The organism is Flexivirga sp., assembly GCF_035551235.1.
GTDB lineage: Bacteria > Actinomycetota > Actinomycetes > Actinomycetales > Dermatophilaceae > Flexivirga.
On the sequence record NZ_DASZNO010000051.1, the window covers coordinates 184133 to 208479 of the forward strand.

Consider the following 24347-nt stretch of genomic DNA (forward strand, 5'->3'; position numbering starts at 1 on the left):
CAGTCGCTTCGGGCGCGGCTGCGGACCCGGATCGGCGCTGGCTCACCGGATCCACAGCCGCACGGGGCCATCACCAAGGGAGAGAGTGGTGACCCGACGGGTGGCCGGGAGCGTCACCGCTCCCGGCCACCCCGCCTTGTGGGGTGTCGCTTCGTCAGGCCCTCACTTCACCCACAGCTGCGACAGGTTCGGCATGCTGATCAACGGGTCCATCTCCACGTTCTTGACGTTGGTCCCGAAGGTTGCCGTGTTCATCGAGTAGTAGTCGGGCAGCGACGGCAGGTACTTCGTCATCAGCTCCTTGTCGAGGGCAGCCCACTTCGGCGCCGCGGCAGCCGGCGACAGCTGCTGGATGGCGGCCATCTGCTTGTTGACGGCGGCGTTCTTGAACTGCCCGACGGACAGTCCGTTGGGTATGCCGGCGCCGTTGAACAGCACCGGGTAGACCGAGTCACCGGTCGGCCAGTCGTAGCACCAGCCGGGTGTGCCCTGGCCCATGTTGACCGGGGCGCTCGGGTCGGCGATCTTCTTCTCGACCTCGGCCGTGGACACCGGAATGTCCTTGACCTTGAAGCCCGCCGCCTTCAGCGCTGCCTTCAGGGCGTTGTTCGCGGCCACCTTCGTCGGCTTGTCGCTCTGGTAGTAGTACGAGAGCTGGAAGCCGAGCTTGCCCGCGCTCTTCAGGATCGCCTTCGCCTTGGCCGGGTTGCCGTTGCCCTGCCCGGTCGCATACGGAAGCGGCGGATACTTCTTGAACCCCTGCAGGCTGGGCGCCGCGAAGGTCGTGGCCGGCTGGTAGTTCAGCTTGGACAGACCTGCCGCCTTGCGAATCTCGTTGTACGGCCAGGCATAGCCGATCGCCTTGCGGATGTTCAGTGGGATCTTCCGCGAGTCCAGCTCGTCGAAGTACTCACACGAGGAGGAACCGATCGCGAACTGGTTCCGCTGCGCACCGGTCACCTTGTTGGTCAGCGAGGAGTCGATCGCGTCGATATTGATGGTGTTGGTGCCGTTGCCGCTGTTGGCCAGGATCCGCTGCTGCGACGGCAGGTCGACGATCGAGAAGTTGATCTGGATCTGGTTCGGGTAGGCGTTGCGCACCGGGTCCGTCTTCGGGTCCCAGTTGGGGTTGCGCGTCAGCACCATCTTCTGACCGATGTTGTAGCTCGCCACCTTGTAGGGGCCGGTCGTCACGGGGTGCTTCTGGTAGTTGCCCTTGGTGTCCGCGCTCTGCGGGATCGGACTGAACTCGGGGAAGGACGCGAAGTAGTTGAACGACGGGAGCTTCTTGGTCAGGTGAAAGACCAGGGTGTCGGTGCCCTTTGTCGTGACGCCCGGGAAACTCGCCTTCGGCTGCTTGAACGGTCCCTTGTAGGTGCTGCCGCCCTTCAGATATTGCATCTGATAGTTGGTGCCGTTGGCGGCGACGCTTTCGGTCGCGAACGACCGCTTGATGGCATAGACGAAGTCCGCCAGCTTGACCGGCTGACCATTGGAGTACTTCAGTCCCGGCTTGATCTTGAAGGTCCAGGTGAGGCCGTCGGCCGAGGGCGTGCCCACGTTGGTCGCCATGTCGGGCACCAGCACCGGCTTGCCGTTGACCAGCTTGTACTGCGTGAGCGTGCGGTACAGGTACTGCGTCGCGTAGGCGTTCGAATCGATGTAGTAGATGCCCGAGGGATCCATCGTCGGCGGGTTCGAACCGTCGTCGATGTAGAGCGTGCCGCCCTTCTTGGCGCCGGCAACAGCGGGAGCCGGGCCCTTCAGGTTCGGGTTGGTCGCCGCTTGGGCAGCCTGGGTCTGAGCAGCCGCCGCGGAGTTGTTGCCGCCGCCGCTGCCACTGCTGTTGCCCGATGGTGAGCCGCTGCCGCAGGCTGCCAGGGACACGGAAGTGGCGCCCGCGGCCGCCAACACGACCAATTTCGTCCAGCGCATGGTGATTCTCCTTCATTCGTCACGTCCTGGGGTTGCCAGGAAGAGCCGGTTCATCACTCCACTGCACTGCTGTGCCCCCGGGGAATTCCGTTCAGCAGCACGCCTCGGCGCGTTGGACTGGTGTCAGTCGCGCGATCAGGAGGTGTGAACCAACTTCTGCGAAAAATATCCCCGCTGAATGAGGGCTTTCGGAGTGTTTCCTGAGCGCTGCCGGTTCGATGCCAAGTCGTGACGTCACCGAGCTTGCGCGCGGGGGCGCAAGGGTTTAACGACCGTCCAGTTCGCCCTCGACTCAGGCGGTGCCGGTGTCGGCTTCCTCATCGAGCTCCGCACGCACCGCTTCCCATACGCGGACCCGGTCCTCGTATGCCGGGACACGCGCGAGCCCGTCGTGCTCGACGGCCGCCGAGAGCCATCCGAGCAGCGTCGGCTCCGCACGCTCCACGAAGTCGCGCAACTCGTCCACCGGCAGTGCAAGGACCCGTCGGCACAGCCGGGCGTTGGGCACGAACCGCCGGCCTGCGGCGATGTCGAGCAACTCCGCCGCACCGCCCATGGCCGCTTCATTGAGCACCGACTCGATCTGCGGGCACTCCGCGAATGCGGCCGCGTCCACGACATACAGGTGACGAACCTCGGCGACGCCGGCCTTGGTGAGGCAGCGATCCATCGCGCGCTCGTGGTTTCCGGTCACCCGGATGTCGTCGAGCGCCAGCACGACGGCACCGGTCACGTCGCGGCCGGGTGTCAGGTCGCCGGCGCCGATCGACGCGCGCCGGTCCTCGCGCGTCATGCGTGAATAGTCGCCGTTGCTGACGCCGCGCCGGGTGATCCGGAAGGTGCCGACCTGCAGGTCGGGACGCAGCAGCCGCAGGTGCTGCACGAACGGGATGAGCAGGCTGTATGCCGCGGGCGGCACCTGCGCGAACGCCGAGGTGGTGACCAGCACCGGCCGCTCGTCGAGCCGCCGCGCAGCGAGCGCCGCCAGCGCCACGGCGAAGCGGCGGGCGACGGCGGCGTCACCGTGCTTGAACCGCGAATAGCTCCTGGCGTCGACCAGCGCCGCGTCCGGCAGTCCGTGCTCGGACGCCAGCTTGGTCAGGCAGATCCGCTTCTTGCTCATGGCGTCGCTTCTTCCGGTGTGGTGTGGGACCGGAGGTCGGACTCGCCGAGGAGTGCAGCGGTTCCCGCTGGATAACCGGCCAGGAACTGCGCCCCGGTGGCCTCGGCATCGGCGCGGAAACGCTGCACCAGGCCGGTCGGACAGGCAGCGAGGAATCCGGCCACGTCCGGGTCGGCGAGCAGCCGCTTGAGGAAGCGAATCGTCGGCACGAAGTCGCCGCGCCGCACACTGGGCAGCATGTCGTGGATCGACCCGATCTCGGCGTGGTTGAGGGCCGACTCGACGCTCGGGTCCCTGGCCAGTTGCTCGTCGCAGGTCGCGACGTATGCCGTGACGATCTGCCCAATCCCGTTGTCCTGCAACAAATCCAGCATCACCTGCTCGGCAAGGCCGGTCACGCGCACGTCGTCCACGACGATCGCGATCGCGTCGCGCACCGGCTCGGTGAGCCGGAAACCGATGCTTGCCAGGTCGTTTCGGCGATCCTGCGCGGACGACGCGGCGTAGTCGATGTGGGTGACCGAGTCCTTGTGCACGTGCATCACCCGGACGGCGGGCGCGGTGGTGCGCAGTGCGTTGAGCCGACCGGCGATGCGGTCCGCGAGATAGCGGCACGCCGGCGGCGCCACCAGGTAGGCGACCGGCAGGACGACCGGCCGCGGGTCGGTCAACAGCGACGGACGCTCTGCCACGAGGACGTCCGCCAGTTCGTCGGCGAGCCGGTGCATCGCGGGCCGGTCGCCGTGCTTCATCAGCGAGTAGGTCCGGGTGTCGAACGGTTCGCCGGTCCTCGCGTCGACCGGTCGCTCCGCGGTGCCGGTCAGCGGATGCGCCACCACCTGGGTGACGGGTGCGCTCATGACAGCTGCTCGAGGACGGCGAGCGTCGACGCACCGTCCGGTTGCACCAGAACCGCCGTCATACCGGCGGCTTGTGCGCCGGCGACGTCGGCGTCCGGGTTGTCACCGACATGCAACACGTCCGCAGCGGGTATGACGAGCAGGTCGCACGCCGCCTCGAACATCCGTGGGTGCGGCTTGGCGACGCCGAGCTCGTTGGAGAAGACGCCGGGGACCGCGCCGAAACCGGCCAGTGCCAACAGTTTTCGCATCAACTCACCGGGCAGCATGCCGGTGTTGCTGGTCAGCACGACCGGCAACGGGAGCGCGGAGACCGCCGCCGGAAGTTCCACGTGCAACGGCCGCGGCGGATGCGCCAGGGCCAGCGCCTCCTGCGCGGCATACAGCTCGGGCAGCCGGCCGGCGACCCCGTCGACGGGCAGGTCGAGCGCGAGAAGGGTGGCCTCGATCCGGCCGCCGAAGCCGATGTCGATCCCGTCGCGCACGCAGACGTCGTCGACGTCGCGGTCGGCCTGGCGCATCGCGGCGTCGAACCGGTCGCCGGGAACGTCCGGCGCCACCGCGTCGCGCAGCAGGGTGTTGCGGGCCGGCTTGAAGGCCGGGTCACTGCCGAGCAGGGTGCCCCAGATGTCGAGGCTGACCCCGCCCGGCCGTGTCTGCCGTGTCATACCAGTTGGAGCGTGGTGCGTCAGAGCACGCTCAGGGCGAGCGGCTCGAGGTCGCGTGCGGTGCGACCGTTCCCGGGTGCGCCGATCGCGGTGAAGTTCCAGCCGGCCGGGGTGCGGGACACGCGCGCCATCACCAGCGCGGTGTGCGTGCCCGAGCCGGTCAGCTGGAAGCGGGCGAGCTCGGTGTCGCCGGCCATCGAGTCGACGACCCGCACGAAGGCGTTGTCGATCTCGGTGAAGTTCTCGCCGCTGTAGGAGTTGACCACGAAGACGATGTGCTCGACCGAGCCGTGCACCGCTGAGAGGTCGACGTTGATCGACTCGTCGTCGCCCTCGCCCTCACCGGTGAGGTTGTCGCCGGTGTGCTGGATCGCGCCGTCGCTGGAGCGCAGCTTGCCGAAGTAGACGGTGTCGAGCACGCGTCCGCCGCTGATCACGATGGCCGAGGCGTCCAGGTCGATGTCGCGCTGGACCTGCTTGCTGCCGCCGAACATCTTCTTCTTGGTGACCACCTTGGCGTCCCAGCCCAGCCCCATGCGGACCCGGCTGAGGTTGCCGCCGTCCTGCTTGCGCAGGTCGACCGTCTGCCCCTTGGAAAGACTGATGCTCATACCTTGGCTCCTTGTTCCGTTGTGTCAGCGGCCCCCTCGGCCACCGCATCTCGTTTGTTGGCCATCACCGAGCTGGCCCACGCGGCCAGGATGAAGGCGATACCGACGCCGCCGATCACGAACTCGCCCAGGTCGTAGCGGATGCTGATGACGAGCATCACGGCGAGCGCGCCGATCGCCCAGTGGGCGCCGTTCTCCAGGAAGCGGTATTCGGCGAGCGTTCCGTTGCGGACCAGGAAGATGGTCATCGACCGGACGTACATCGCACCGACGCCCAGGCCGAGCATGATGATGATCGGGTCGGGGGTGATGGCGAAGGCGCCGATGACGCCGTCGAAGGAGAACGTCGCGTCGAGAACCTCGAGGAAGATGAACATCGAGAACGCTGCCTTGCCCGCCAGCAGGACCTTCTGCCCGGTCGAGGAGTGTGCGTCGGCCTCCTCGAACTCGTGGTCCTTGGCCGCTTCGCGCTCCTCCATCATCGTCGAGAGGCCATTGACGGCCAGGTAGAGGATGATGCCGAGCAGGCCCGAGAAGAGCACGATCGAGCGCATCTGCACCTCGGTGTGCACATGCGTCTGGTGCACCAGCGTCTCGCTGGCGACCAGCAGGAACAGGCCCGCGATGATGACCGACAACACGTCGAGCTTGCCGAGCTTCTGCAGCGGCTTCTCGATCCAGGTCAGCCAGCTGATCTCACGCTCGGGGTCGAACATGAAGTCCAGGAACAGCAGCAGCAGGAACATGCCGCCGAAGGCGGCGATGGCCGGGTGTGCCTCGGTGAGGATGTAGCCGTAGGTGCCCGGTGTGTGCGGGTCACCCTTCTCCAGCGCGAGTTCCAGCGCCCGCCACGGGCTGATCGAGCCGGACAGGCAGACGATGACGAACGGGAACACCAGCCGCATACCGAAGACCGCGACGATGACGCCGACGGTCAGGAACATGGTCTGCCAGAAGTGGTTCAGCCGGTCGAGGTATTTGGCGTTGACCGCCGCGTTGTCGAACGAGAAGACGATCTCGACCACGATCAGGATCGCGGTCAGACCGACCCCGGCCCAGTTGTCGTAGAGGAATGCGACCACGAGCACGGCCGCCGTGATGACGAAGTCGATTCGGAAATGCTTCAGGGCTTGCAACAGGGGCTCTTCTCGGCGTGACGGTGACGAACGGGGTGCCAGTATGACGACCGCTCACCGGTGAGCGGTTTCACGATCGCTGCTCCGGTCTGGCCAACGCTGGGCCACGACCAAGGGTTCCCGGTCGTGGCCCAGCGTTCGTCCAGAGCGTCGTGGGGTTCGTTCAGCCCACCTGGAGGCCGAACTGGGTGATGACGCTTGCGAGGCCACCGGCGAAGCCCTGCGCGATGGCGCGGAACTTCCACTCGCCGCCGTGGCGGTAGAGCTCGCCGAAGATCAACGCGGTCTCGGTCGAGGCGTCCTCACCGAGGTCGAAGCGCACACCCTTGTCGGTGTTGTGCGGGTCGTCGGCGTCGTAGACACGGATGTAGGCGTCGGCCACCTGGCCGAAGTTCTGCCCGCGCTGGTCCGCCTGATCGATCGACGCGACCACGACGATGCGCTGCACGTCGGGTGACACCTGGTTGAGCGAGACGATGATCTGCTCGTCATCGCCCTCACCCTCACCGGTGCGGTTGTCGCCCTGGTGCTGTACGGCGCCGTTGTCGCCGGTCAGGTTGTTGTAGAAGACGAAGTCGGCGTCACCGCGGACCTTGCCGGTGTCGGCCAGCAGCAGCACCGACGCGTCGAGGTCGAACGGTGCGCCGTCGGTGGTCCGCGGGTCCCAACCCAGACCCACCACGGCGTTCGTCATACCCGGCGCGGCCTTCGCCAACGAGATGTTGCCGCCCTTGCTGAGGCTCACAGCCATCGTGAGGTTCCTTTCTTGTCGTACTTCTGGTCTTGGCTCGTCATACGAGCGGGGTGTAGGGGTCGCGCCAGGAGATCTCTCGATAACCGTATGCCGAACAGACCTGCTGCAAGGTGCCCGAGTAGGGATCGTGCTCGGCCCGCAACACGAGCCGGCCCTCGACGACGTGGCCGGTCATCAGCGCCTGGGCGCCGAGCGTCGGCCCGGCGACCAGCGGCACCTCCAGGCGGGAGTCGCCATACGTCGTGATCGTGATCGTGCCACCCGGCAACTGCTTGGACGGACGGGTCGGCACCGCGAAGAGCAACCACCGGTGCACTCCGGTGATGCGGCGCAGGTTGACCGCGACGCCACTGGACGTGGCCCGGAAGATCGGCCGGCGTGGGTCCGGACCCTGTTGGGAAAGACCTGGCAGCACGAGGGATTCGCGGGTGTCGCTGGTTTCGAAGACCAGCCCGAGGACCACTTCGGACGGGTTGGGTACGGCGACCTTGGCCTCCAGCCCACCGGCGGCGGACTGCATCCGGGTGAGCTCGACGACCGGCTCGTGCTCGGTCATCAGCCGACGCTCGCCGGCCGTGATCGTCGGCAGCCCGAGGTCGTGTGCCTCAGGACGGATGTGTCCCCTCGCGGATCGAGCGACGGAGGGAGACGCCTGAGAGGGCGCAGTGAGATCGAGCGACAATGACGTACCGCCCGACGGCGTGGAGGGAGCCGGTTCGCTGCTGCCCAGGTCCAACGACGAACTCGTCGACGGCCCGCTCTCGGAAGCGGGTTGAGTGCCCGGGGAGCGCAGCGGAGGAGGTGTATCGAAACCGCCCAGGTCGAGAGAAGAACTGGTCGAGAGGTCCGGGGATGGTGCACTCAGGTCGAGCGACGACGCGGCCGCGGGCGGTGCAGCGGGTGCCGGCGACGGCGCATTCCGGCGGCGGGCGCGCAGGAAGGGAAGGTCGGTTCGCTGCGTCATAGCGGAACGCCATACTCCTTGGCGACGCCGGCCAGTCCGGAGGAGTACCCCATGCCGAGCACGCGCAGCTTCCACTGGCCGCTGTGCCGGTAGAGCTCGGCGAGCTTCAACGCGCTCTCACTGGTCAGGTCACCGGCCAGGTCGACCGAGGAGATGATCGATGCGCCGCCATCCAGGTTGAGCAACCGCACGACGAGAGTGCGCAGCTGACCCATGTGGCGGCTGCTGCCGCTGCCCTCGGACAGGTAGAGGACGAAGACGATCTTGGCGACATCGTCGGGGACCTCGGTGAGCTCGACCTCGACCTGGGCGTCGTCGGTGCCGAGCGCCTCCTCGAGCTGGGCGGTCGACAGGTCGGCCGAGACCAGCTGGTTGAAGTAGACGACGTGCTGTGGTGAGAGGGCCTGGCCGTTCGCGCCGACCAGCACCGTGAGCAGCGTGAGGTTGTCGTCGAGCACCCGCTCGCCGCCGGAGTCCCAGTCGACTCCGAACACCACACCCGTCAGGTTGGGCAACTCACGCTGCAGCGCGATGTTGGCACCCTTGGCCATCGGGCTCACGATCTGCACCTCTCCATCTCGAGAATCCGCCCTGCTGCGTACTTTTCTCGCGACCGTCGCGAGAAAATCACCGTTTCGGGCCGGATCCGCGTATTTTTCTGGCGACCGTCGTCACTAAATCACCCCTTCGAGCCGAGCAGCGATGATCCCCGGGCGGCGGTCGCTCCCAGTCTCACAGGTCCAGGTCGGACTCGCCGAACTTGTCCTCCAGGAACCGGCCGTGAACCTGCAACGCCTGCATGTCGCGCGACCGGCTCGCCTCGGCGAGTTGCTCGACACTGCGCCGCAACGTCGTCAGCTGCTCCACCAGCGCGTCGGTCGCGGTCTCGATACGCGCTCCTCCGCTCCGCTCCTCCGCGCTACTCGACCCGCGATGAGCCGGCGCGGCGGCGCGCACGGCTCCGACATACGCCCGGATCGACCCCGGCAGGTAGTCGGTCAGCGTGCCGTTGATCGCGACTCGCACCCCGATGTCGAGGCGGTCCGCCTCACCGGAGGTGAGCACTTCGCGCACGGTGTCGGTGACCGCCCGCGCGAGCACCACCCCGATCGTCGGCAGCTCGCCGGCGCTGCTGTTGATCTCCAGGATCAGCGCTTGGTTCTTGCGCAGCAGCGCCTGCACGGAGTCACCGGAGGAGTCGGTCACCGCCTGCGAGGCAGACTGCAATCGACTCTCGGCCTGCGCGCGCAGGCGGCCGGACGATCCCTCCGGATCGAACAGGCGCGACAGCAATCCCACGGCTCGGGACCTTACTGGTTACCGCCCGGCAGCTGCTGGTTGCCGCCGGTCGGCTGGAACGACGCAGCCGTTTTGGCGTCGAGCCCCTGCGCGCGCATCGACCGCTCGAGGTAGGGCTTGGCGCGCTGCACCTGCCCCTCCAGGGCGCCGATCGTCTGCGACATCGACACCGTCGCGTCGGACCGGAACTTGTCGATCGCATCCATGGTGGCGAAGACGTTGTCGAACGCCGCCTGGAGCTTGTCGATCTCGATCGTGCTGCTGGCCGCCTGCTGGTTGATGTCGGCGCCCTGGGTGCGCAGCTGCTGAGACGTCTGCTCGATGAGGTTGGACGTCGTGCTGTTCAGGGCGGTGATCTGGTCGAGCACGATCTTCTGCTGGGCGAGCGCCTGGCTGACGATGACGGCGGTGCGCAGTGCGGCGACGGTGGTCGTCTGTGCGCGGTCGACGCCGCGGATGAGCTCCTGGTTGTTCTTGCGGACCAGGTCGAGGGCGAGGTAGCCCTGCACCGACACCGCCATCTGGGTCATGATGTCCTGCCGCCGCTGGCGCACCGCGAAAAGCACGTCGGACTTCATGATGTCGGAGTCCTCGGTGCGGCCCGCAGCCGACAGCTCGGCGATCTTCCCCTCGACCGCGGTGTCCAATGCCGTTGCCAGCTGGTTGTATTCGCCCAGCTTCTGCATCGCCTGCCACATGTTGTTGCGCTCGACCTCGATGGAGGCGTTGTCCTTGCGCAACTCGTCCTGACCGGCGGCCAGCGAGCGGATGATGGCGTCCAGGTGGCTCTGCGCCGACTGGTACTTCATGAAGTAGTTCTCGATCTTGTTACCGCCGGGCAGCCACTTCAGGATCTTCTTGGCGCCCTTGAGGTCGGCCCGGTTGGGGTCCAGGTCGGTGATCGTGCGGCGCAGGTCGACAAGCGTGCCGCCGACCTTGGACTGTGCGGAGTCCTTGCCCGCCTGAGCGGCCGGGCGCTGCAGCATGCGGTTGGACACGTCGGACGTACGCCGGATCTCGCTGTCGCCCATGTTGACGATGGAGTTGACCTTGTCGGTGAAGGCCGGAGCCTTCATGTCCATCGAGGTCAGCTCGTTGACGAAGGCCTGGGCCTTCTTGTCCAGCTCGGTCTGTGCCTCGGCGGCGACCGGCACCGCCTGCACGGCTTGCTGCTCCTGGATCATCGGCACGGCCTCCGGTGCCTGCAGCACCAAGCCGGTCGACGTCGGGGCAGGGGCCGGCGGCAGGTTCTGGGCCGGTGGCTGCGCGGTCTGCTGCTGGGGGGCTGCCGGCTGCTGTTGCGGCGCAGCCTGCTGCGGTGCCGGCGGCTGTTGCTGGCCGCCGTTGTTCTGCTGGAACTGGTCACCGAGCCCACCGCTCAGATCGAGGTTGGACATGTTGTGAGCCTCCTAGCTGCCGCGGTCGTTCCGCGGACCCCCGAGTTGTTCCTCATACCTTATGTATCAGCGCGGGACATCGACACCCCGCACACGTCATACGACCGCGCGAAGGTGCCCCGCGTTCCATGTCGTGCCCAACGAACGAACCGGCGGCACGATTCCGGGACCATAGAGTGCGCAGGTGACTTCTCTGCGGATCGCGATCATCATCGGCAGCACCCGACCCGACCGGGTCGGGCCCACGATCGCCGAGTGGGCGTTCAACCATGCGCGGGAGCGCGGCGACGCGTCATACGACCTGATCGACCTGGCGCATGTCGGACTGCCGCTGCTCGACGAGCCGGAGCCGGCGGCCGCCCACCACTACCGGCACGACCACACGAAGCGGTGGTCCCGGCTGATCGACTCGTATGACGGCTTCGTCTTCGTCGCACCGGAGTACAACCGCGGGGTCTCGGCGGCGCTGAAGAACTCGATCGACTACCTCTACTCGGAGTGGAACGACAAGGCTGCCGGGCTGATCTGCTACGGCTCCAGCGGTGGGCTGCGGGCCGGCGAACAGCTGAAGTCGACGCTCGGCGAGGTGCAGATCGCGACCGTGCGCGCGCAGGTGTCGCTGTCGATCTACGACGACATGACCGACTTCGTGCAGCTCACCCCGCGGGACTATCAGGTCGGCAACCTGGACGCGATGCTCGACGCGTTGCTGCGTTGGGCGGCCGCGATGCGTGCGCTGCGAGCAGGACTGGTCAACCCCTGAGTCATCCGCTGAGGACGTCGTTCGCGAAGCCCGGGCTGCGATGACCGTCGCGGCCGATCATCGTGTCGGCAGCGACCAATGCGTTGACCACCGCTTCCTCGGTTGCCTGGACCACTGCGGAATACAGGGGATTGATCGTCGGCCACGGCAGAAAGTCCAGGCGCCGTATCCCGGCCGGCGCAGCGCCGATGCCGCTGTCCAGAGCACCCGGGTTGGCCGTCGAGAAGGCCAGGAAGACATCACCGGAGAAGTGACTGCCGGTCGTGCCGGTGCGGGCCAGCCCGAGTGAGACGCGCCGGGCGAGCGCCTTGCACTGTAGGGGCAGCAGCGGCGCGTCGGTCGCCACGACCGTGATGCACGAGCCCGAACCGGGCGGCGCGCTCCGGGCGGCGTCCTCCATCGGGTTGTCGTCGAGCAGCTGCGGGCCGAGATGCCGGCCGCGGATGGTCAGCTCGTGACGGGCACCGAAGTTGGCCTGGGTGAGGACGCCGACGACATACGAGTCCTCGCCGATGGCCACACGTCGCGACGAGGTGCCGGTGCCGCCCTTGAAGCCGTAGCAGTTCATGCCGGTGCCGCCGCCGACGCTGCCCTCCACGAGTGGCCCGGACGCAGCGGCGTCGAGTGCGGCCATCGCACTCTCCTCGCGCACGTGCCGGCCGTTGATGTCGTTGAGGTATCCGTCGAAGGTCTCGCCGACCACCGGTAGGTGCCAGCCCTGCTGCAGTGCGGGGTTCCGCGCCAACGACCACTCGAGCACGCCGCGGTGCACCGGACCGACCGCGTGGGTGTTGGTGATCGTGATGGGTAGCGCGAGCGACCCGGTCTCCTCAATCCAGTGGCTGCCGGTGAGTTCGCCGTTGCCGTTGAAGGAGAACATGCCCGCCGCGACGGAAGTGCCGACCCGCTCACGGCCCAACGGGAGGATGCCGGTGACACCGGTGCGGACCGGCCCCGTCCCCGGAACGAGCGGCCCGTCGCCGTCGATCAGCGTCGTGTAGCCGACCTCAACCCCGGGGACGTCGGTGATGGCGTTCCAGGTGCCGGGTGCGCCGTCGAAGTCGACGTAGTCACGGGCCCGGCGCTGATCGGCACTCATGTGGTCACTCAACCAGACCCTGTCGCGTTGAGGCGCACAGTTGGCGCCGAATCGCACACCTGCAGGTGTGCGACTCGCCGTTAAGTGTGCGGGTCGGCCCGACTCAGGCCGCGCGGTGCGCCCGGGCGAGCAGTGCGGCGACGACCAGGGTCGCCGCGCCGGCGATCATCGCGGCCACCAGCAGGATCGTGTGGATCCCGTATGCCGTGCTGTCGACGGCCGCATGTGTCAGCTGCGCCCGGACGTGCGCCGGCGCGTGACCGGCGACCAGGCGTCCGGCGCCCGAGGCGATCGCGTCCTGCAACTGCCCGAGCTGTGCCGCCGGCAGGTGCGCGGGGGCCACGTCGCTCGCCATACGAGAGCCGGTGCGACCGGCGAAAAGCGCTCCCAATGCTGCGACTCCGGCTGCGGTGCCGATCTGCCGCATGGTGTTGACGACACCGGTCGCCATACCGGCGCGGTCCGGCTCGACACTCGCCAACGCCGCACTGGAGAGTATGGCGCTGGAGGCGCCGAGGCCGATGCCCGCGAGGATGAAACCGGGCGCGAGCGCGGTCCAGTCGGAGTTCGCATTGACCTGCGAGGCCCACCAGAGACCGCCGGTCACGACCACCAGGCTGCCGGTGATCGTGATGATCGTCGGGACGCGGTGGCTGAGTTGCGCGAAGACGGGGGCGGCGATGAACGAGGTCACGGTCAGCGGCAGGAAGCGCAGGCCGGCTTCGAAAGGTGTGTAGTCGAGGGTGTTGACGAAGTAGAGACCGACGTAATTGGTTGCGGCGACGAGGGTTCCGGCCACCACGAAGCCGGTGACGCCGATGGCGACGAAGCCCGGGCGGCGGAAGAGTTCGAGATCGACCATCGGCTCGTCGGTGCGTGCGGCGCGCACCAGGAACACGACCAACGCCACCGCTGCGAGGACGAAGGAGCCGACGATGAGTGCCGAGCCCCAGCCCTCCGACTGACCACGGATCAGCCCGAACACCAACGCTGCCAACGAAATCGTGAGCAGTGCCGTGCCGGCTGCGTCGACCCGACGGGCCTTCTCGGCCCTGGACTCCGGCAGTCCCACGCGTGCTGCGATGAAGGCCAGGACACCGATCGGCACGTTGATCGCGAAGATCCACTGCCAGCCGGCGTTGTCCACGATGAGACCGCCGAGCAACGGGCCGACCGCCGTCGCACCGGCAAGCGTCGCGCCGAACGCACCGATCGCCTTCGCGCGTGCCTTCACGTCCGGATAGGCATGGCCGAGGATCGGCATCGCGGTGCCGAAGAGCATCGCGGCGCCGACACCCTGGACCGCGCGCATCGTGTTGAGCATCAACGGGTTTGCCGCCAGCGCGCAGGCGAGTGAGCCGATCGTGAAGATCGCCATACCCGCGCAGAAGAGGCGGCGGCGACCGAAACGGTCCCCGAGGGTCGCGGCCGTCAGCAGCAGCGCGGCGAGCGGCAGCGTGTAGGCGTCGACCACCCACTGCAGGTCGCCGAGGTTGGCGTGCAGGTCGGCCTGTATGTCGGGCAGCGCGACCGCGACGATCGTCATGTCCAGCATCAGCATGAACATCGCGACGCAGACCAGGGCGAGCGCCAGGCCCGGCCTCGGGGGTGCGGCAATGCTGCCCCCGTCGGGCTTCTGGAGGGTGGTCGTCGTCATCGTCTCCGCCTTGGTCTCGGACAGGTCGTACTTTGGGCTATAGGTGTTCGGTGCGATTAGTGAACACCTGTAGCGCTACACTCGTCAACTGAAATGTCTGACAAGATCGCGCCATGACGCAGAACCGGTCCCGACGTCGCGCCGTCGCGCCCCGTGGCGAAGGCACCCGGCTACGCGAGGAGATCCTCGACGCGACGATCGCCCTCGTGGAGGAACTCGACGATCCGTGGCAGCTGTCCCTGCGGGCGGTCGCCCGGAAGGTGGGTATCACCGCGACCTCGATCTACCTGCACTTCGAGTCGCTCGAGGCTTTGCTGCTGGCCGCGAAACATCAGATGTGGCAACAGTTCGGCGCGCAGATGGTCAGCGCGGCCGAGACGTCCGGAGGTCAGCCGTACGACAAGGTCCTCGCGTTCGGGCGTGCCTACGTCACCTTCGCCCACGAGAACCCGGGTGTGTTCCGGACCCTCTTCACCAAGGCGTGGAAACTGCCGGTTGACGACGGCATGACCTTCGCCGGCGAGTCACAGTTCTCGCTGATCTCCGACGTGCTGCGTGACGTCTCGTCCTCCGCGGAGGAGGCACACCTGCGCGCCGTGCAGCTGTGGTGCGGCGTCCACGGGCTGGTGGTGCTGCGGCAGCCGATGAGCCTCTTCCCGTGGCCGGATCTCGACGAGCAGCTCGAGTCGCTCGCGCGGGCCTGGGCGACGCCCTGATCGAGCGGCATACCAGTGCATTCAGCGGCGTACGAAATCGGCCCGATTTGATATGCCGGTCAATACGGGTCTACGCCGGTCAATCTGAGGTTCAGCTGTAGCCGGCGGCCTGGAGCCCGTAGAGCTCGGCGTAGTGGCCACCCGCTGCCATCAGCTCCTCGTGGGTGCCCTGCTCGGCGACGGCGCCGTCAGCCAGCACGATGACGCGATCAGCGGAAGCGACCGTTGAGAACCGGTGCGTCACGATCAGTGTGACGCCGCCGGCCCGCGAGGTCTTCTTCGCAGCGGCCGCATAGCGGTCGAAGAGCGCGTGCTCGGTCGCCGGGTCCAAGGCAGAGGTCGGCTCGTCGAGCACCAGCAACAGCGGGGACCGGCGCACCATCGCGCGGCCGATCGCCAGCCGCTGCCACTGCCCGCCCGACAGATCGACCCCGCCCGGCCACGACGGACCGAGGCGGGTCTCGAGACCGTCCGGGAGCGCGGCGAGGACCTCGGATGCGGCTGCGTCGTCCAGCGCATCGAGCAGCCGTATGTCGTCAGGGATCTCGTCGTCGGCGTCGAGTCCTCCGATGCCGATGGCTTCCCGAGCGGAGAGTTCGAGCTTGAGGTGATCCTGAAACGCCCCGGCACACTGGCGGCGCCAGTCGTCCAACGAAAGGTCCTGCAGATCAACGGAATCCACCAGCACCTTGCCGCCGCTGACGTCATACATGCCGGTGAGCAGCCCGATGAGGGTGGACTTGCCGGCGCCGTTCTCACCGACGACGGCCACGACCTCGCCCGCGGGCAGGTGCAGATCGATGTGCCGCAGCGCGTCGCGGCCGGCGCCCGGGTAGCGGAAGCTGACGTCCTGCAGGGTGAGGCCGTCCCGCAGTGCGTCCGGCGCCCGCCGCGTGCCCGGATGTGCCGCTCGCGCGGTCGCGCCATACTCCTCGAGCCAGCGGTAGCGCTTGACGGTGCGCAGCATCTGGCCGAGGAAGTGCACCGTGCTCTGCAGGCTGCCGACGACGTCGCGCAGCTGGCCGACCACCAGGATCCCGGTCGCGAACTGTCCGGAAGACACCGTTCCGCGCAGGGTGTCGTGCGCCATCCAGACGAGGATGCCCATCGCTGCGGCGACATACAGAACGGTGACGACGCTGGAGAACACGGCGCCGCGAGTTTCCGCACGGGCGAACGGCATTCGCCACTCGTAGGCCTCCCGACCGAGCAGTCGCAGCAACGCGTTCCGGGCCCCGAAGACACGCAGCTCGGACGCCGCGACCGGATCCGTCGTCAGCTCCGCGAAGTGCTTGCTGCGGCGGCCCGCGGTGGCCGACTCGTCCTCCGCCTCCTGCTCCCACCGCATCGTCGACCTGGCCCACCACGACGCAGGTGCGCCGATCAGCAGCAGCAGGAGGAGCCTCAGGTCCGCGCCGACCGCCACAGCGATCGTGGTGATCGGCGCGACCAGATTGTTGACCGCGTTGATGAGCGAGTTGTACGCCATACCAAGGGCGCCCATGCGTTCGCGGAGGACATGCATCTGGTCTCGGTACTGCGGATCCTGCAGGTGATCGAGCGTCGGTGTGGTGCCGCTGATCCGGGCGACCTCCGCATCGAAATGCTGCCCGATGCGTTCATTGAGGCCGATCCGCGCCTGCACGCCACAGATGCCGAGGATGAAGCCGAACGCCTCGGTGAAGATCATCCCGCCGATCCCGAGAACGAGGGGCGTGAGCCGGTGCGCGGCCAGGCCGGTGACGACGAGCCCCAGGAAGAGCGGCCGGAGGTACTGGAAGATGCGGCCGGTCGCCTCCAGGAAGGCGATGACGGTGGCGCTTCGGCTGATCCGCCAGGAGGTTCGCAGGATCAGCACGACGGACTGCCAGTGATAGCGAATCATGAGGGTTCACCGGACATTTCGTCGATCGGGGTAGGCCCCGGCGGCCGCGAAACGGGCGGCCTGCAAGCGGAACATGTCGGCATACGGGCCGCCGCCGGCCAGCAGTTCGTCGTGCGAGCCGTCCTGGAGGACGCCGTCCGGACCGAGCACGATGATCCGCTCGGCATGTCGGACGCTGGACAACCGATGGCTGACCAGGATCGTGGTGACGCCGCGGGTGACCTCGAGGAAGCGGCTGAAGATCTGCGCCTCCGCACGCACGTCCAGCGCGGCGGTCGGCTCATCGAGCACGAGCACACCTGCTCCCGTCGCGACCGCCGCGAGTGCCCGGGCGAGTGCGACACGTTGCCACTGACCGCCGGAAAGGTCTGTGCCGCCTGCATATCCGGGCTCGAGGATCGTGTCCCAGTCATTGTCGACGCGAGACAGGACGTCCGCGCCGGCGGCGTCATACAGCGCTCGATCGGCGGTATGGCGACGTGCGTCCGCGTCGGCGCCGTCCGCCAGCAGCGGCAGGGCCACATTGGCTTCGAGGCTGAGGTGGTAGCGGGTGAAGTCCTGGAAGATCGTGGCCACTCTGCGTCGGGACGCGTCGTCGGCCGCCGGGTCCTCGCCGTCCACCCGGACGGTGCCGGTGTCCGGGCGGTAGAGACCACAGAGCAGTTTGATGAGCGTGGACTTGCCGACGCCGTTGACGCCGACGATCGCGACCGCCTGGCCGGCCGGGATGTGCAGGTCGAGGTGTCGGAAGACGGGCTCGGCGCGGGATGCGTAGGTGAAGGTCACGTCGGTGAAGTCGACGCTCGCAGCACCTGCGGGTTGAGTAGCGGGGGAGCGCAGCGGAGGAGGGTATCGAAACCCTCCGGCGGAGTCCGTGGGTTTCGATACGGGCTCGTTCCTCGCCCTACTCAAGCCGCCGGGGAGGCCGAAGCGTGCCCGCAACTCGCGGATCTCGTTCTCGTAGAACCGTGCTCGGATCGCCTGGACATTGATGTCGCCGAGTGCGCCGAGAGCGGCCATCTGCATCACGCCCTGCAACACGGTGACCGCCCCGCCGACCGCGAGACTTCCGGTCCAGGCGGCATGGCCGACCCACACGTAGGTGCCGATGATCATCAGCGCCGTGACGAACGCACCCACGATGGCGCCGCGCACCGCGCGGTTGCGTCGCTGCCAGATGCCGGTGAACGCGAGCGTCCAGACGTCGGCGTAGCGGCGGAGCACCCACGGCGTCATACCGAAGAGGCGCAGTTCCTTGCCTGCACCACGCTCCAGCGGCAGTGCTCGGAGGTAATCGGCCTCTCGCCGCTCCACGCTGCCCTCCTCGACGAGATCCCGCAGCAACACGTCGAGGTAGCCGGTCCAGGTCGCGTGCAGGATCCGGAACGCGATGAGTGTCCACAGCGCCCCGAGCCACGACCACTGCGCGACGGCGACAAGGCCGCCGATGCCGACGGCGGCATACCCGAGCACCATCCAGACGGAGGACATCGCGTTGACACCGAACATGCCCCGCAGGTAGTTCTCGATCTCGTTGAATCGTGCTCTGGTCTGCGGAGTTTCGAGGTGCTCGATGCCCTGCGGTGCGTTGGCGGCCTCGGCCAGCAGGACGACCTGCTGACGAGTGAAGGACCGCTGCAACGCGGCGGCTCCGGCCGCCTGCCAGGACTCGGCCAACGGTTCGAGACCGACTCCGATCCCGGTCATCGCCAGCCAGAACCAGACCCGATCGTCGTGCTGGGTCAGCGCGTCGAGCGCCTGCCCACTGGCGTGGACCATCAGCCAGATGCTGAAGCCGCGCACGGCGATGACGACGAGGAGGGTGAGCACGAGCGGCGGACTGGAGCGCCACATCATCCGCCAGAAATGTCGCTCGACACCCACCCAGCGCCACATCCATCTCGTGAGACGCGATATATCGAGAGTTTGCACAACGAGGAATGTAAACACAGAGCTACTTCGATTACTACTGCCTATTCTGAGTAGGTGCAGATCACCGATCCGGCAATGGTCCGCTCCCTGGTGCGCGACGAGGCTGCGACCTATCTCGCGCCGTTCCTGCACGGCGACCACTCGGTCGCCGAAGCCGCGGCGCTGTTGCACCTCCCTCTGGCGAAGGTCCACTACTGGGTGCGCAGCCTGTATGACGTGGGCCTCCTCGAAGTGGTGGCGGAGACGCCACGCAAGGGCCGCGCGATCAAGCGATATCGAGCAATTGCAACGGAATTCGTGGTTCCTGCTGAAGTGCTCCCGAGCGGGCATTTCGAACGGGTGATGCGGCGGTCCAACGACGAGATGACCGAGGCGCTCGTCGCGGCAGCCCCGGAGTGGGTGCTTGCCGGGGACTTCCGAATCCACGCCTCGTCACCGACCCGCAGCAGTCAGGACCGGATGCTCCGCGGGGGTGGGCATCGCGGTGAGGTGACCCATCAGAGCATGTGGAGGGTCCGCATCACCGAGGATGAGGCCCGCGAGCTCGCGCAGGAGCTGAACGCCCTTCGCGACCGATGGATCGCGCGCAGCCGGGACGAGTCGGACCTGACGCCGTACCAACTGAGCATCGCGCTGGCACCGATGCCCGACTAGCGCGCGACCAGAGGATCAGACCGGCGGCACCGGCCACCGTGAACCACACGTCCGCGCCGAAACTCACCACGTCGTAGGTCCCGCCGATCACGTCGAACACGAGCGCGGGCGCACCGCGCAGCAGGGCACCGATGGCGGCGACCTGCGTGACGCGCAACAGGGCCGGCGTCGCGCGACCACCGGCGAGGCGGAGCGCGCCGGCCGCGGCGGCATACATCAGCAGGCCGGCGAGGACGTCATACGCGAGGAACCATGGGCGTTCGAAGATCGGGCCGAAGGAGTCGTCCAGTCCGCCACGCCAGCCGGCGGCCCACGCGAGATGCACGCAGGCGAAGCCGAAGGACCACACTGCCAGGAAGATGCCGAGGGATCGGGTGCGTCGTGTCATGCCGACGAACGTATGGCGGCACACGACCCGGCCGACATGCTCGCGCGGGTGAAACGGCTCCCCCGAGCGAGGGGCGCGGGTCTCGATACGGGCTCGTCCCTCGCCCTACTCGACCGGCTTGCTTACGGAAGGCGCTGGCGGAGCGCTTCGTGCAGGACGATCGAGCCGGCGATCGCGGCGTTCAGGGAACTGGCGGAGCCGATCATCGGGATGCTGAGCAGCTGGTCGCAGGCTTCCCGCCAGGCCTGGCTCATGCCGCGCGTCTCGTTGCCGATGACCAGCATCGCCGGGCCGGCCAGATCCACTGATCGCAGGTCGGCCTCGCCGGTCTCGTCGGTGCCGAGAACCGTGAACCCGACACCGGATTCGCGCTGCGCCGCGATCCAATCGATGACTTCGGCCGCGGCGGAGACGCGCACGGTGGGCACCGCGAAGAGCGACCCGGTGGAGGCGCGCACCGCGCGTGGGTCATAGGGATCGGCCGCATGACCGGCCACGATCAGGCCGGTCCCGCCGAACGCGTCGAGCGACCGGATCAGCGTGCCGATGTTGCCCGGGCCGGACGGACGGTCGAAGACCGCGATCAGCGGAGGCTTGCCGGGAGTCACGAGCCGATCGAGGTCATCGGCCGGCATACGCACGACCGCCACCAGCTCGGGAGGCTCCTCGGCGTCCCGCTCCGCCAGCTCGGCGAGCAGCTCGTCGGCGAGCTCGAACCGTTGCCCGGGCGCGGTGCGCCATACCTCCTCGGCCCAGCGGGTCGGGCGCGCGTTGACCGGCCGCAGCAGCGCCGCGAAGTCCCAATGATGTTCCAGCGCAAGCGAAATCGGGCGCACGCCCTGCACGATGAACTCGCCGGCACGGTGGCGCTTGGTCCGGTTGCCCAGGAGCGCCTGCCACTGCTGGAAGGTGGCGTTGCGGTTCGTCACGCGCCGGATCGAGGAGGTCACGGGGGCATTCTGGCAGGGTGAACCGTATGAGCCAGACATCCTCAGCCGACGAACACGCCCAGGACCTGGCCGCCGAGTCCCTCGCGTCCGGCAGCCCCACGGCATGGTTCGAGTCGTTGTATGACGCGGCCGGTCGCGGCGAGGCGGAGATCCCGTGGGACCGCGGCACGCCGCATCCGCTGCTGAGCGCGTGGTTCGCGCAGCATCCCGAGGAGGCAACAGGTGACGGGCGGACCGCGATCGTGCCGGGCATGGGTCCGGGCCACGACTCGGAATTGCTGGCGTCATTGGGCTTTCGCACTTCTGCCTTCGACATCGCGCCCACCGCGGTGGCGCAGGTGCGCAGCGCACATCCGGACAGCGCTGTCGACTACCGGGTGGCCGACCTCTTCGAGTTGCCGGAGGAGTGGCGCGGAAACTTCGACCTGGTCCTCGAGTCGATGACCGTGCAGTCGATGCCGCGCGACGTGCGCGCCCGGGCAACGGCTGCGATCCGGTCGCTCGTTGCGCCCGGTGGCGTGCTGCTCCTGATCGGGGGAGTGCTGCCCGCGGAGGTCGATCCCGCGGAGGGCCCGCCGTGGCGGCTCACGCGCTCCGAGATCGAGGCGTTCGGCGCGGACGGGCTGGCGTTGCAGGGGATCGAGCAGGATGCGGACGGCATCCGGTATCGCGCGGAGTTCCGGAGTCGCTGACGGGTTGCGGGGTTTCGATACGGGCTCGCCTAGCGGCTCGCCCTACTCAACCCGCGTGTGTGGCGGTTTCGATACGCTCCTCCGCTTCGCTCCTCCGCTACTCAACCCGCGAGGTTGCCCGCTACTCAACCCGCTTGTGCTGGCCAGACGCTGATCGCCGCGGGGTCGATGTGCACGCGGGTGGTGTCGCCGGGGCGCGGTCGCTTGCCGTTCGAAATCAATTGGTGCGCTTGCAGATCCAGTCCTGCCGACCATTGCAGCTCGAGCAGCAACTGGCTGCCGAGGTCGACGACGTCGGTGACGGTGGCCTCGTGACCGCCGGTGTCGCCGACCACGACGCGCTCCGGCCGCACGCACCAGGTGACCGGCGTGCCCGCCGGCAGCGTCGAGTCCGTCAGCACACGTACGCCGCAGGCCTCCAGCGCACCACCGGCCGCCATGACCCCGGTGCGGACATTCATCAGTCCGACCAGCCGCGCCACGGCCGGACTCGCCGGTGCGTCGAACACCTCTCGCACGGTGCCGGCCTGGGCGACCCGGCCGTCGACGATCACCACCAGCTCGTCGGCGAGCATCGCCGCCTCGGTCGGGTCGTGCGTGACCAGAACCGTTGCGAGAGAGTCCCGTTGCTGCAGCCGGCGCAGTAGTCCGGTCAGCTCCTGCCGCACCGGGTAGTCGAGTGCGGAGAACGGCTCGTCCAGCAACAGCAGTCGTGGCGACCCGGCGAGTGCCGCCGCGAGCACCACCCGCTGCCGCTGCCCGCCGGACAATTGCTGCGGCAGCCGGTCCTGCAGCCCGTCCAGCTGCAGGCGGTGCAACCACCAGGCAGCCAGCCCCGGCTCGCTGTGGACGCCGAAAGTCGCTTGTTCCCAGGCGGTTCGGTCCGGGAAGAGACCGTGCTGCTGCGGCACGTAGCCCAGTCGCCGGTCCTCCACGGCGGTGCCGTTCAACTCCGTGTCACCCAATCGCACCGAGCCGACACCGGATCCCAACAGGCCGGCCAGGGATCGCAGCAGCACCGACTTGCCCGCGCCGGATGCACCCAGCACCGCGATCCGGGGACTGCGTGCGGTGTGCGCGACCTGCAGGTGGAAGCTGCCCACGCGCGTGTCGATGTCGAACGCGACCGGGCGCGCGTCGACCGCCTTCGGCCGGGTCGGCTCGATCGATGGCGCCGGCCGCCGCATCCGGTCACGCAACGCCCGTGGCACGCGAAAACCGGCCAGCAGCAGCACGATTGCCGCTACGGCGAGGGCGATGGCCGTCGGCGCCTGCGTCGTCGGTATGCCGGTCGAGGAGAACTGCACGTAGGTGAAGACCGGCAGCGTGTAGGGGTGATAGGCGAGCAGCACCGTGGCGCCATACTCACCGAGCGCACGCAGCCAGGTCAGCAGCAGCCCGGCCCGTATGGCGGGGGCGGCGATCCGCAGATCGACCCGGACGAAACGCGCCAGCGGCCGGTGCCCGAGGGTCGCGGCAACGTCCTCCAGTTGCGGGTCGATCGCCTCGAACGCCGACCGCGCCGCGATGATCAGGAACGGTGCCGCAACGAAGGTCTGCGCGATCACCACTCCGGCGATCGACTCCGTGAGCCGGCCGCCGAAGCGCTCGCCCAGCCACGTATAGGGGCCGACGACGTAGACCAGCACGATGCCGCTCATCACCGGCGGCAGCGCGAGCGGCAACTGGACGAGCACGCCGACCACACGGCGCAGCGGCCCGGTGGAGTGCGCCATCCAGTGCGCCAGGGGTATGCCGAGCAGGGTGACGATCGATGCGCTGATGGTGGCGCTGATCGCCGAGGTGCGCGCGGCGTCATACAGGCCGGACTCGCCGAAGCCGCGGTTGTCCGAGCCCGCGAGCCGGATCAGGAAGGCGACGAGCGGGACCGCGAGGTAGAGGGCGAGCAAGGCCCCCAACAACGGGAGCGGCCCGCTTCGCCGACGACTCACCTGCCGGGCAAGACCTTGCGGACCGCGGCCGGCACTCCGGAGCCGGTCACCGTGGGCGGGGACGCCACCTCGAAGCCGTCCTTCTGCAGGACGGCCCGGCCCTTGGGCCCGAGCAGGTGGGCGACGAACGCCTCCGCGCCGGCTCGGTTGGGAGCATCCTTGACCACAGTCGCAGTGTAGGTCGCCTCGAGCGACTGCCCGGTCAGCTGCACGGTCGGTATGCCGGCGATCTTCGCCTCGCTGGAGTAGAAGAACCCCGCGTCCAGCTGCCCCGACTGCAGGTCGGCGACCAGCGCCTCCTCGGGGAAGACCGTCTTCTCGTTCGTGGCGATGTCGAGCAGCGCGGGGTGCTCCTTGCCGGCGGCGAGCAGCGCCTTGTGCGCGAGCTTGCCCTTGGGGTCGGCCTTCGGATCCGTGCTGCCGATCCGGAAGCCGGGCAGGCCGATCACGTCATACCAGGGGCCGGTCTTGATCTTGGCCGCGAACCTGCTCTTCGCGTTGTAGCCGAGCACGAGCGGCGAGGTCGCGTAGGTGACGAACCACTGCACCCAGTCGCCGTTCTTCGCGCCCATCAGCTCCGCGTCGGCGTCGGGGCTGGCGCTGACGAAGACGTCGGCCCTGCGCACCTTGCCCTTGATCTGCGCCGCGAGCGCCGTCGAGCCCGCGCTGAAACCGGCGAAGGTGTAGCCGGTCTCCTTCTCGTATGCCGGGCCCAGCTGCTTCTCCATCAGGGTGACCAGCGAGCCGGCGTAGAGCACGTTGACGCTGCCCGACCCGGACGAACCGGAGCCGCCGCCGGAGGAGCCACAGCCCGTGATCGCCGCCAGGCCGCCGGCGAGGCCGAGGCCGAGGGCACCGCGACGCGAAAGAGTGCTCATGGTGTCCGAAGCTAGCAGGCAGCTAGTGACAGTG

At 68.1% G+C, this 24347-nt stretch carries 22 protein-coding genes; 4 read left to right on the top strand and 18 right to left on the bottom strand.

Going from position 1 to position 24347, the window contains the following annotated elements:
- Nucleotides 1-162: 162 nt before the first annotated feature.
- The 11 genes from VG502_RS20650 to VG502_RS20700 all read right to left on the bottom strand — a co-directional run bounded on the left by VG502_RS20650 (nt 163) and on the right by VG502_RS20700 (nt 10747).
- Nucleotides 163-1935, bottom strand: coding sequence for an ABC transporter substrate-binding protein (locus VG502_RS20650; RefSeq protein WP_325552148.1), 1773 nt, complete (start codon nt 1933-1935; stop codon nt 163-165).
- Between the two features lie 292 nt (nt 1936-2227).
- Entirely contained in the window at nt 2228-3058 is an 831-nt protein-coding gene (locus VG502_RS20655; RefSeq protein WP_325552149.1) for a phosphoribosyltransferase family protein, read from the bottom strand.
- A complete protein-coding gene (locus tag VG502_RS20660; RefSeq protein WP_325552150.1) occupies nt 3055-3918 on the bottom strand; it encodes a phosphoribosyltransferase family protein in 864 nt (287 codons plus the stop codon). The genes VG502_RS20655 and VG502_RS20660 overlap by 4 nt, the downstream gene beginning before the upstream one ends.
- A complete protein-coding gene (locus VG502_RS20665) occupies nt 3915-4586 on the bottom strand; it encodes an HAD family hydrolase (protein ID WP_325552152.1) in 672 nt (223 codons plus the stop codon). The genes VG502_RS20660 and VG502_RS20665 overlap by 4 nt, the downstream gene beginning before the upstream one ends.
- A 20-nt stretch (nt 4587-4606) precedes the next feature.
- Complete coding sequence (locus VG502_RS20670) at nt 4607-5197, bottom strand: TerD family protein (protein ID WP_325552153.1); 591 nt, start codon at nt 5195-5197, stop codon at nt 4607-4609.
- Nucleotides 5194-6333, bottom strand: a complete 1140-nt coding sequence (locus tag VG502_RS20675; protein ID WP_325552154.1) for a DUF475 domain-containing protein — start codon at nt 6331-6333, stop codon at nt 5194-5196. Before VG502_RS20675 ends, VG502_RS20670 begins: the two co-directional genes overlap by 4 nt.
- Nucleotides 6334-6496: 163 nt before the next feature.
- Nucleotides 6497-7084, bottom strand: coding sequence for a TerD family protein (locus VG502_RS20680; protein WP_325552156.1), 588 nt, complete (start codon nt 7082-7084; stop codon nt 6497-6499).
- Nucleotides 7085-7124: 40 nt separating this feature from the next.
- Nucleotides 7125-7643: a hypothetical protein gene (locus VG502_RS20685; protein ID WP_325552158.1), complete on the bottom strand. Its 519-nt coding sequence runs from the start codon at nt 7641-7643 to the stop codon at nt 7125-7127.
- Between the two features lie 404 nt (nt 7644-8047).
- Nucleotides 8048-8620, bottom strand: a complete 573-nt coding sequence (locus tag VG502_RS20690; RefSeq protein WP_325552159.1) for a TerD family protein — start codon at nt 8618-8620, stop codon at nt 8048-8050.
- Nucleotides 8621-8783: 163 nt separating this feature from the next.
- Nucleotides 8784-9350, bottom strand: coding sequence for a hypothetical protein (locus VG502_RS20695; protein WP_325552160.1), 567 nt, complete (start codon nt 9348-9350; stop codon nt 8784-8786).
- Nucleotides 9351-9361: 11 nt separating this feature from the next.
- Entirely contained in the window at nt 9362-10747 is a 1386-nt protein-coding gene (locus VG502_RS20700; RefSeq protein ID WP_325552161.1) for a toxic anion resistance protein, read from the bottom strand.
- A 184-nt stretch (nt 10748-10931) separates the two neighbouring features.
- Between VG502_RS20700 and VG502_RS20705 the strand changes: the two genes are divergently transcribed.
- Entirely contained in the window at nt 10932-11510 is a 579-nt protein-coding gene (locus VG502_RS20705) for an NADPH-dependent FMN reductase (protein ID WP_325552163.1), read from the top strand.
- 1 nt (nt 11511) lies between these two features.
- On the opposite strand, the gene VG502_RS20710 is transcribed toward VG502_RS20705, so the two are convergent.
- Together VG502_RS20710 and VG502_RS20715 are read right to left on the bottom strand one after the other, a co-directional pair.
- On the bottom strand, nt 11512-12609 hold the full coding sequence (locus VG502_RS20710) for a DmpA family aminopeptidase (RefSeq protein ID WP_325552164.1): 1098 nt from the start codon (nt 12607-12609) through the stop codon (nt 11512-11514).
- A gap of 103 nt (nt 12610-12712) precedes the next feature.
- Nucleotides 12713-14266: a DHA2 family efflux MFS transporter permease subunit gene (locus tag VG502_RS20715; protein ID WP_325552165.1), complete on the bottom strand. Its 1554-nt coding sequence runs from the start codon at nt 14264-14266 to the stop codon at nt 12713-12715.
- A gap of 113 nt (nt 14267-14379) precedes the next feature.
- On the opposite strand from VG502_RS20715, the gene VG502_RS20720 reads away from it, so the two are divergent.
- Nucleotides 14380-14982 carry a TetR/AcrR family transcriptional regulator gene (locus VG502_RS20720; protein ID WP_325552166.1) on the top strand — a complete coding sequence of 201 codons (603 nt, stop codon included), beginning with the start codon at nt 14380-14382 and terminating at the stop codon, nt 14980-14982.
- Nucleotides 14983-15073: 91 nt separating this feature from the next.
- On the opposite strand, the gene VG502_RS20725 is transcribed toward VG502_RS20720, so the two are convergent.
- Nucleotides 15074-16867, bottom strand: a complete 1794-nt coding sequence (locus VG502_RS20725) for an ABC transporter ATP-binding protein (RefSeq protein ID WP_325552168.1) — start codon at nt 16865-16867, stop codon at nt 15074-15076.
- A gap of 6 nt (nt 16868-16873) precedes the next feature.
- Nucleotides 16874-18724: an ABC transporter ATP-binding protein gene (locus VG502_RS20730; RefSeq protein WP_325552170.1), complete on the bottom strand. Its 1851-nt coding sequence runs from the start codon at nt 18722-18724 to the stop codon at nt 16874-16876.
- A gap of 129 nt (nt 18725-18853) precedes the next feature.
- Between VG502_RS20730 and VG502_RS20735 the strand changes: the two genes are divergently transcribed.
- Nucleotides 18854-19453 carry a hypothetical protein gene (locus tag VG502_RS20735; protein WP_325552172.1) on the top strand — a complete coding sequence of 200 codons (600 nt, stop codon included), beginning with the start codon at nt 18854-18856 and terminating at the stop codon, nt 19451-19453.
- A 510-nt stretch (nt 19454-19963) separates the two neighbouring features.
- On the opposite strand, the gene VG502_RS20740 is transcribed toward VG502_RS20735, so the two are convergent.
- On the bottom strand, nt 19964-20791 hold the full coding sequence (locus VG502_RS20740; RefSeq protein WP_325552174.1) for a TrmH family RNA methyltransferase: 828 nt from the start codon (nt 20789-20791) through the stop codon (nt 19964-19966).
- Between the two features lie 26 nt (nt 20792-20817).
- Here VG502_RS20740 and VG502_RS20745 point away from each other — a divergent pair, with 26 nt between their 5' ends.
- Nucleotides 20818-21483 carry a class I SAM-dependent methyltransferase gene (locus VG502_RS20745; RefSeq protein WP_325552175.1) on the top strand — a complete coding sequence of 222 codons (666 nt, stop codon included), beginning with the start codon at nt 20818-20820 and terminating at the stop codon, nt 21481-21483.
- Nucleotides 21484-21608: 125 nt separating this feature from the next.
- Here the strand turns inward: VG502_RS20745 and VG502_RS20750 are convergent, their stop codons facing one another.
- Both VG502_RS20750 and VG502_RS20755 read right to left on the bottom strand, forming a co-directional pair.
- Entirely contained in the window at nt 21609-23435 is a 1827-nt protein-coding gene (locus tag VG502_RS20750) for an ABC transporter ATP-binding protein/permease (protein WP_325552176.1), read from the bottom strand.
- A complete protein-coding gene (locus tag VG502_RS20755) occupies nt 23432-24313 on the bottom strand; it encodes an extracellular solute-binding protein (protein ID WP_325552177.1) in 882 nt (293 codons plus the stop codon). Before VG502_RS20755 ends, VG502_RS20750 begins: the two co-directional genes overlap by 4 nt.
- Between the last annotated feature and the right edge of the window lie 34 nt (nt 24314-24347).

What these genes read in the sequence shown, in the direction of transcription:
- VG502_RS20650 (WP_325552148.1), bottom strand. Translation starts at nt 1,935, where the DNA reads ATGCGCTGGACGAAATTGGTCGTGTTGGCGGCCGCGGGCGCCACTTCC.
- VG502_RS20700 (WP_325552161.1), bottom strand. Translation starts at nt 10,747, where the DNA reads ATGTCCAACCTCGATCTGAGCGGTGGGCTCGGTGACCAGTTCCAGCAG.
- VG502_RS20685 (WP_325552158.1), bottom strand. Translation starts at nt 7,643, where the DNA reads ATGACCGAGCACGAGCCGGTCGTCGAGCTCACCCGGATGCAGTCCGCC.
- VG502_RS20670 (WP_325552153.1), bottom strand. Translation starts at nt 5,197, where the DNA reads ATGAGCATCAGTCTTTCCAAGGGGCAGACGGTCGACCTGCGCAAGCAG.
- VG502_RS20755 (WP_325552177.1), bottom strand. Translation starts at nt 24,313, where the DNA reads ATGAGCACTCTTTCGCGTCGCGGTGCCCTCGGCCTCGGCCTCGCCGGC.
- VG502_RS20660 (WP_325552150.1), bottom strand. Translation starts at nt 3,918, where the DNA reads ATGAGCGCACCCGTCACCCAGGTGGTGGCGCATCCGCTGACCGGCACC.
- VG502_RS20715 (WP_325552165.1), bottom strand. Translation starts at nt 14,266, where the DNA reads ATGACGACGACCACCCTCCAGAAGCCCGACGGGGGCAGCATTGCCGCA.
- VG502_RS20730 (WP_325552170.1), bottom strand. Translation starts at nt 18,724, where the DNA reads ATGATGTGGCGCTCCAGTCCGCCGCTCGTGCTCACCCTCCTCGTCGTC.
- VG502_RS20725 (WP_325552168.1), bottom strand. Translation starts at nt 16,867, where the DNA reads ATGATTCGCTATCACTGGCAGTCCGTCGTGCTGATCCTGCGAACCTCC.
- VG502_RS20710 (WP_325552164.1), bottom strand. Translation starts at nt 12,609, where the DNA reads ATGAGTGCCGATCAGCGCCGGGCCCGTGACTACGTCGACTTCGACGGC.
- VG502_RS20720 (WP_325552166.1), top strand. Translation starts at nt 14,380, where the DNA reads ATGACGCAGAACCGGTCCCGACGTCGCGCCGTCGCGCCCCGTGGCGAA.
- VG502_RS20655 (WP_325552149.1), bottom strand. Translation starts at nt 3,058, where the DNA reads ATGAGCAAGAAGCGGATCTGCCTGACCAAGCTGGCGTCCGAGCACGGA.
- VG502_RS20745 (WP_325552175.1), top strand. Translation starts at nt 20,818, where the DNA reads ATGAGCCAGACATCCTCAGCCGACGAACACGCCCAGGACCTGGCCGCC.
- VG502_RS20665 (WP_325552152.1), bottom strand. Translation starts at nt 4,586, where the DNA reads ATGACACGGCAGACACGGCCGGGCGGGGTCAGCCTCGACATCTGGGGC.
- VG502_RS20680 (WP_325552156.1), bottom strand. Translation starts at nt 7,084, where the DNA reads ATGGCTGTGAGCCTCAGCAAGGGCGGCAACATCTCGTTGGCGAAGGCC.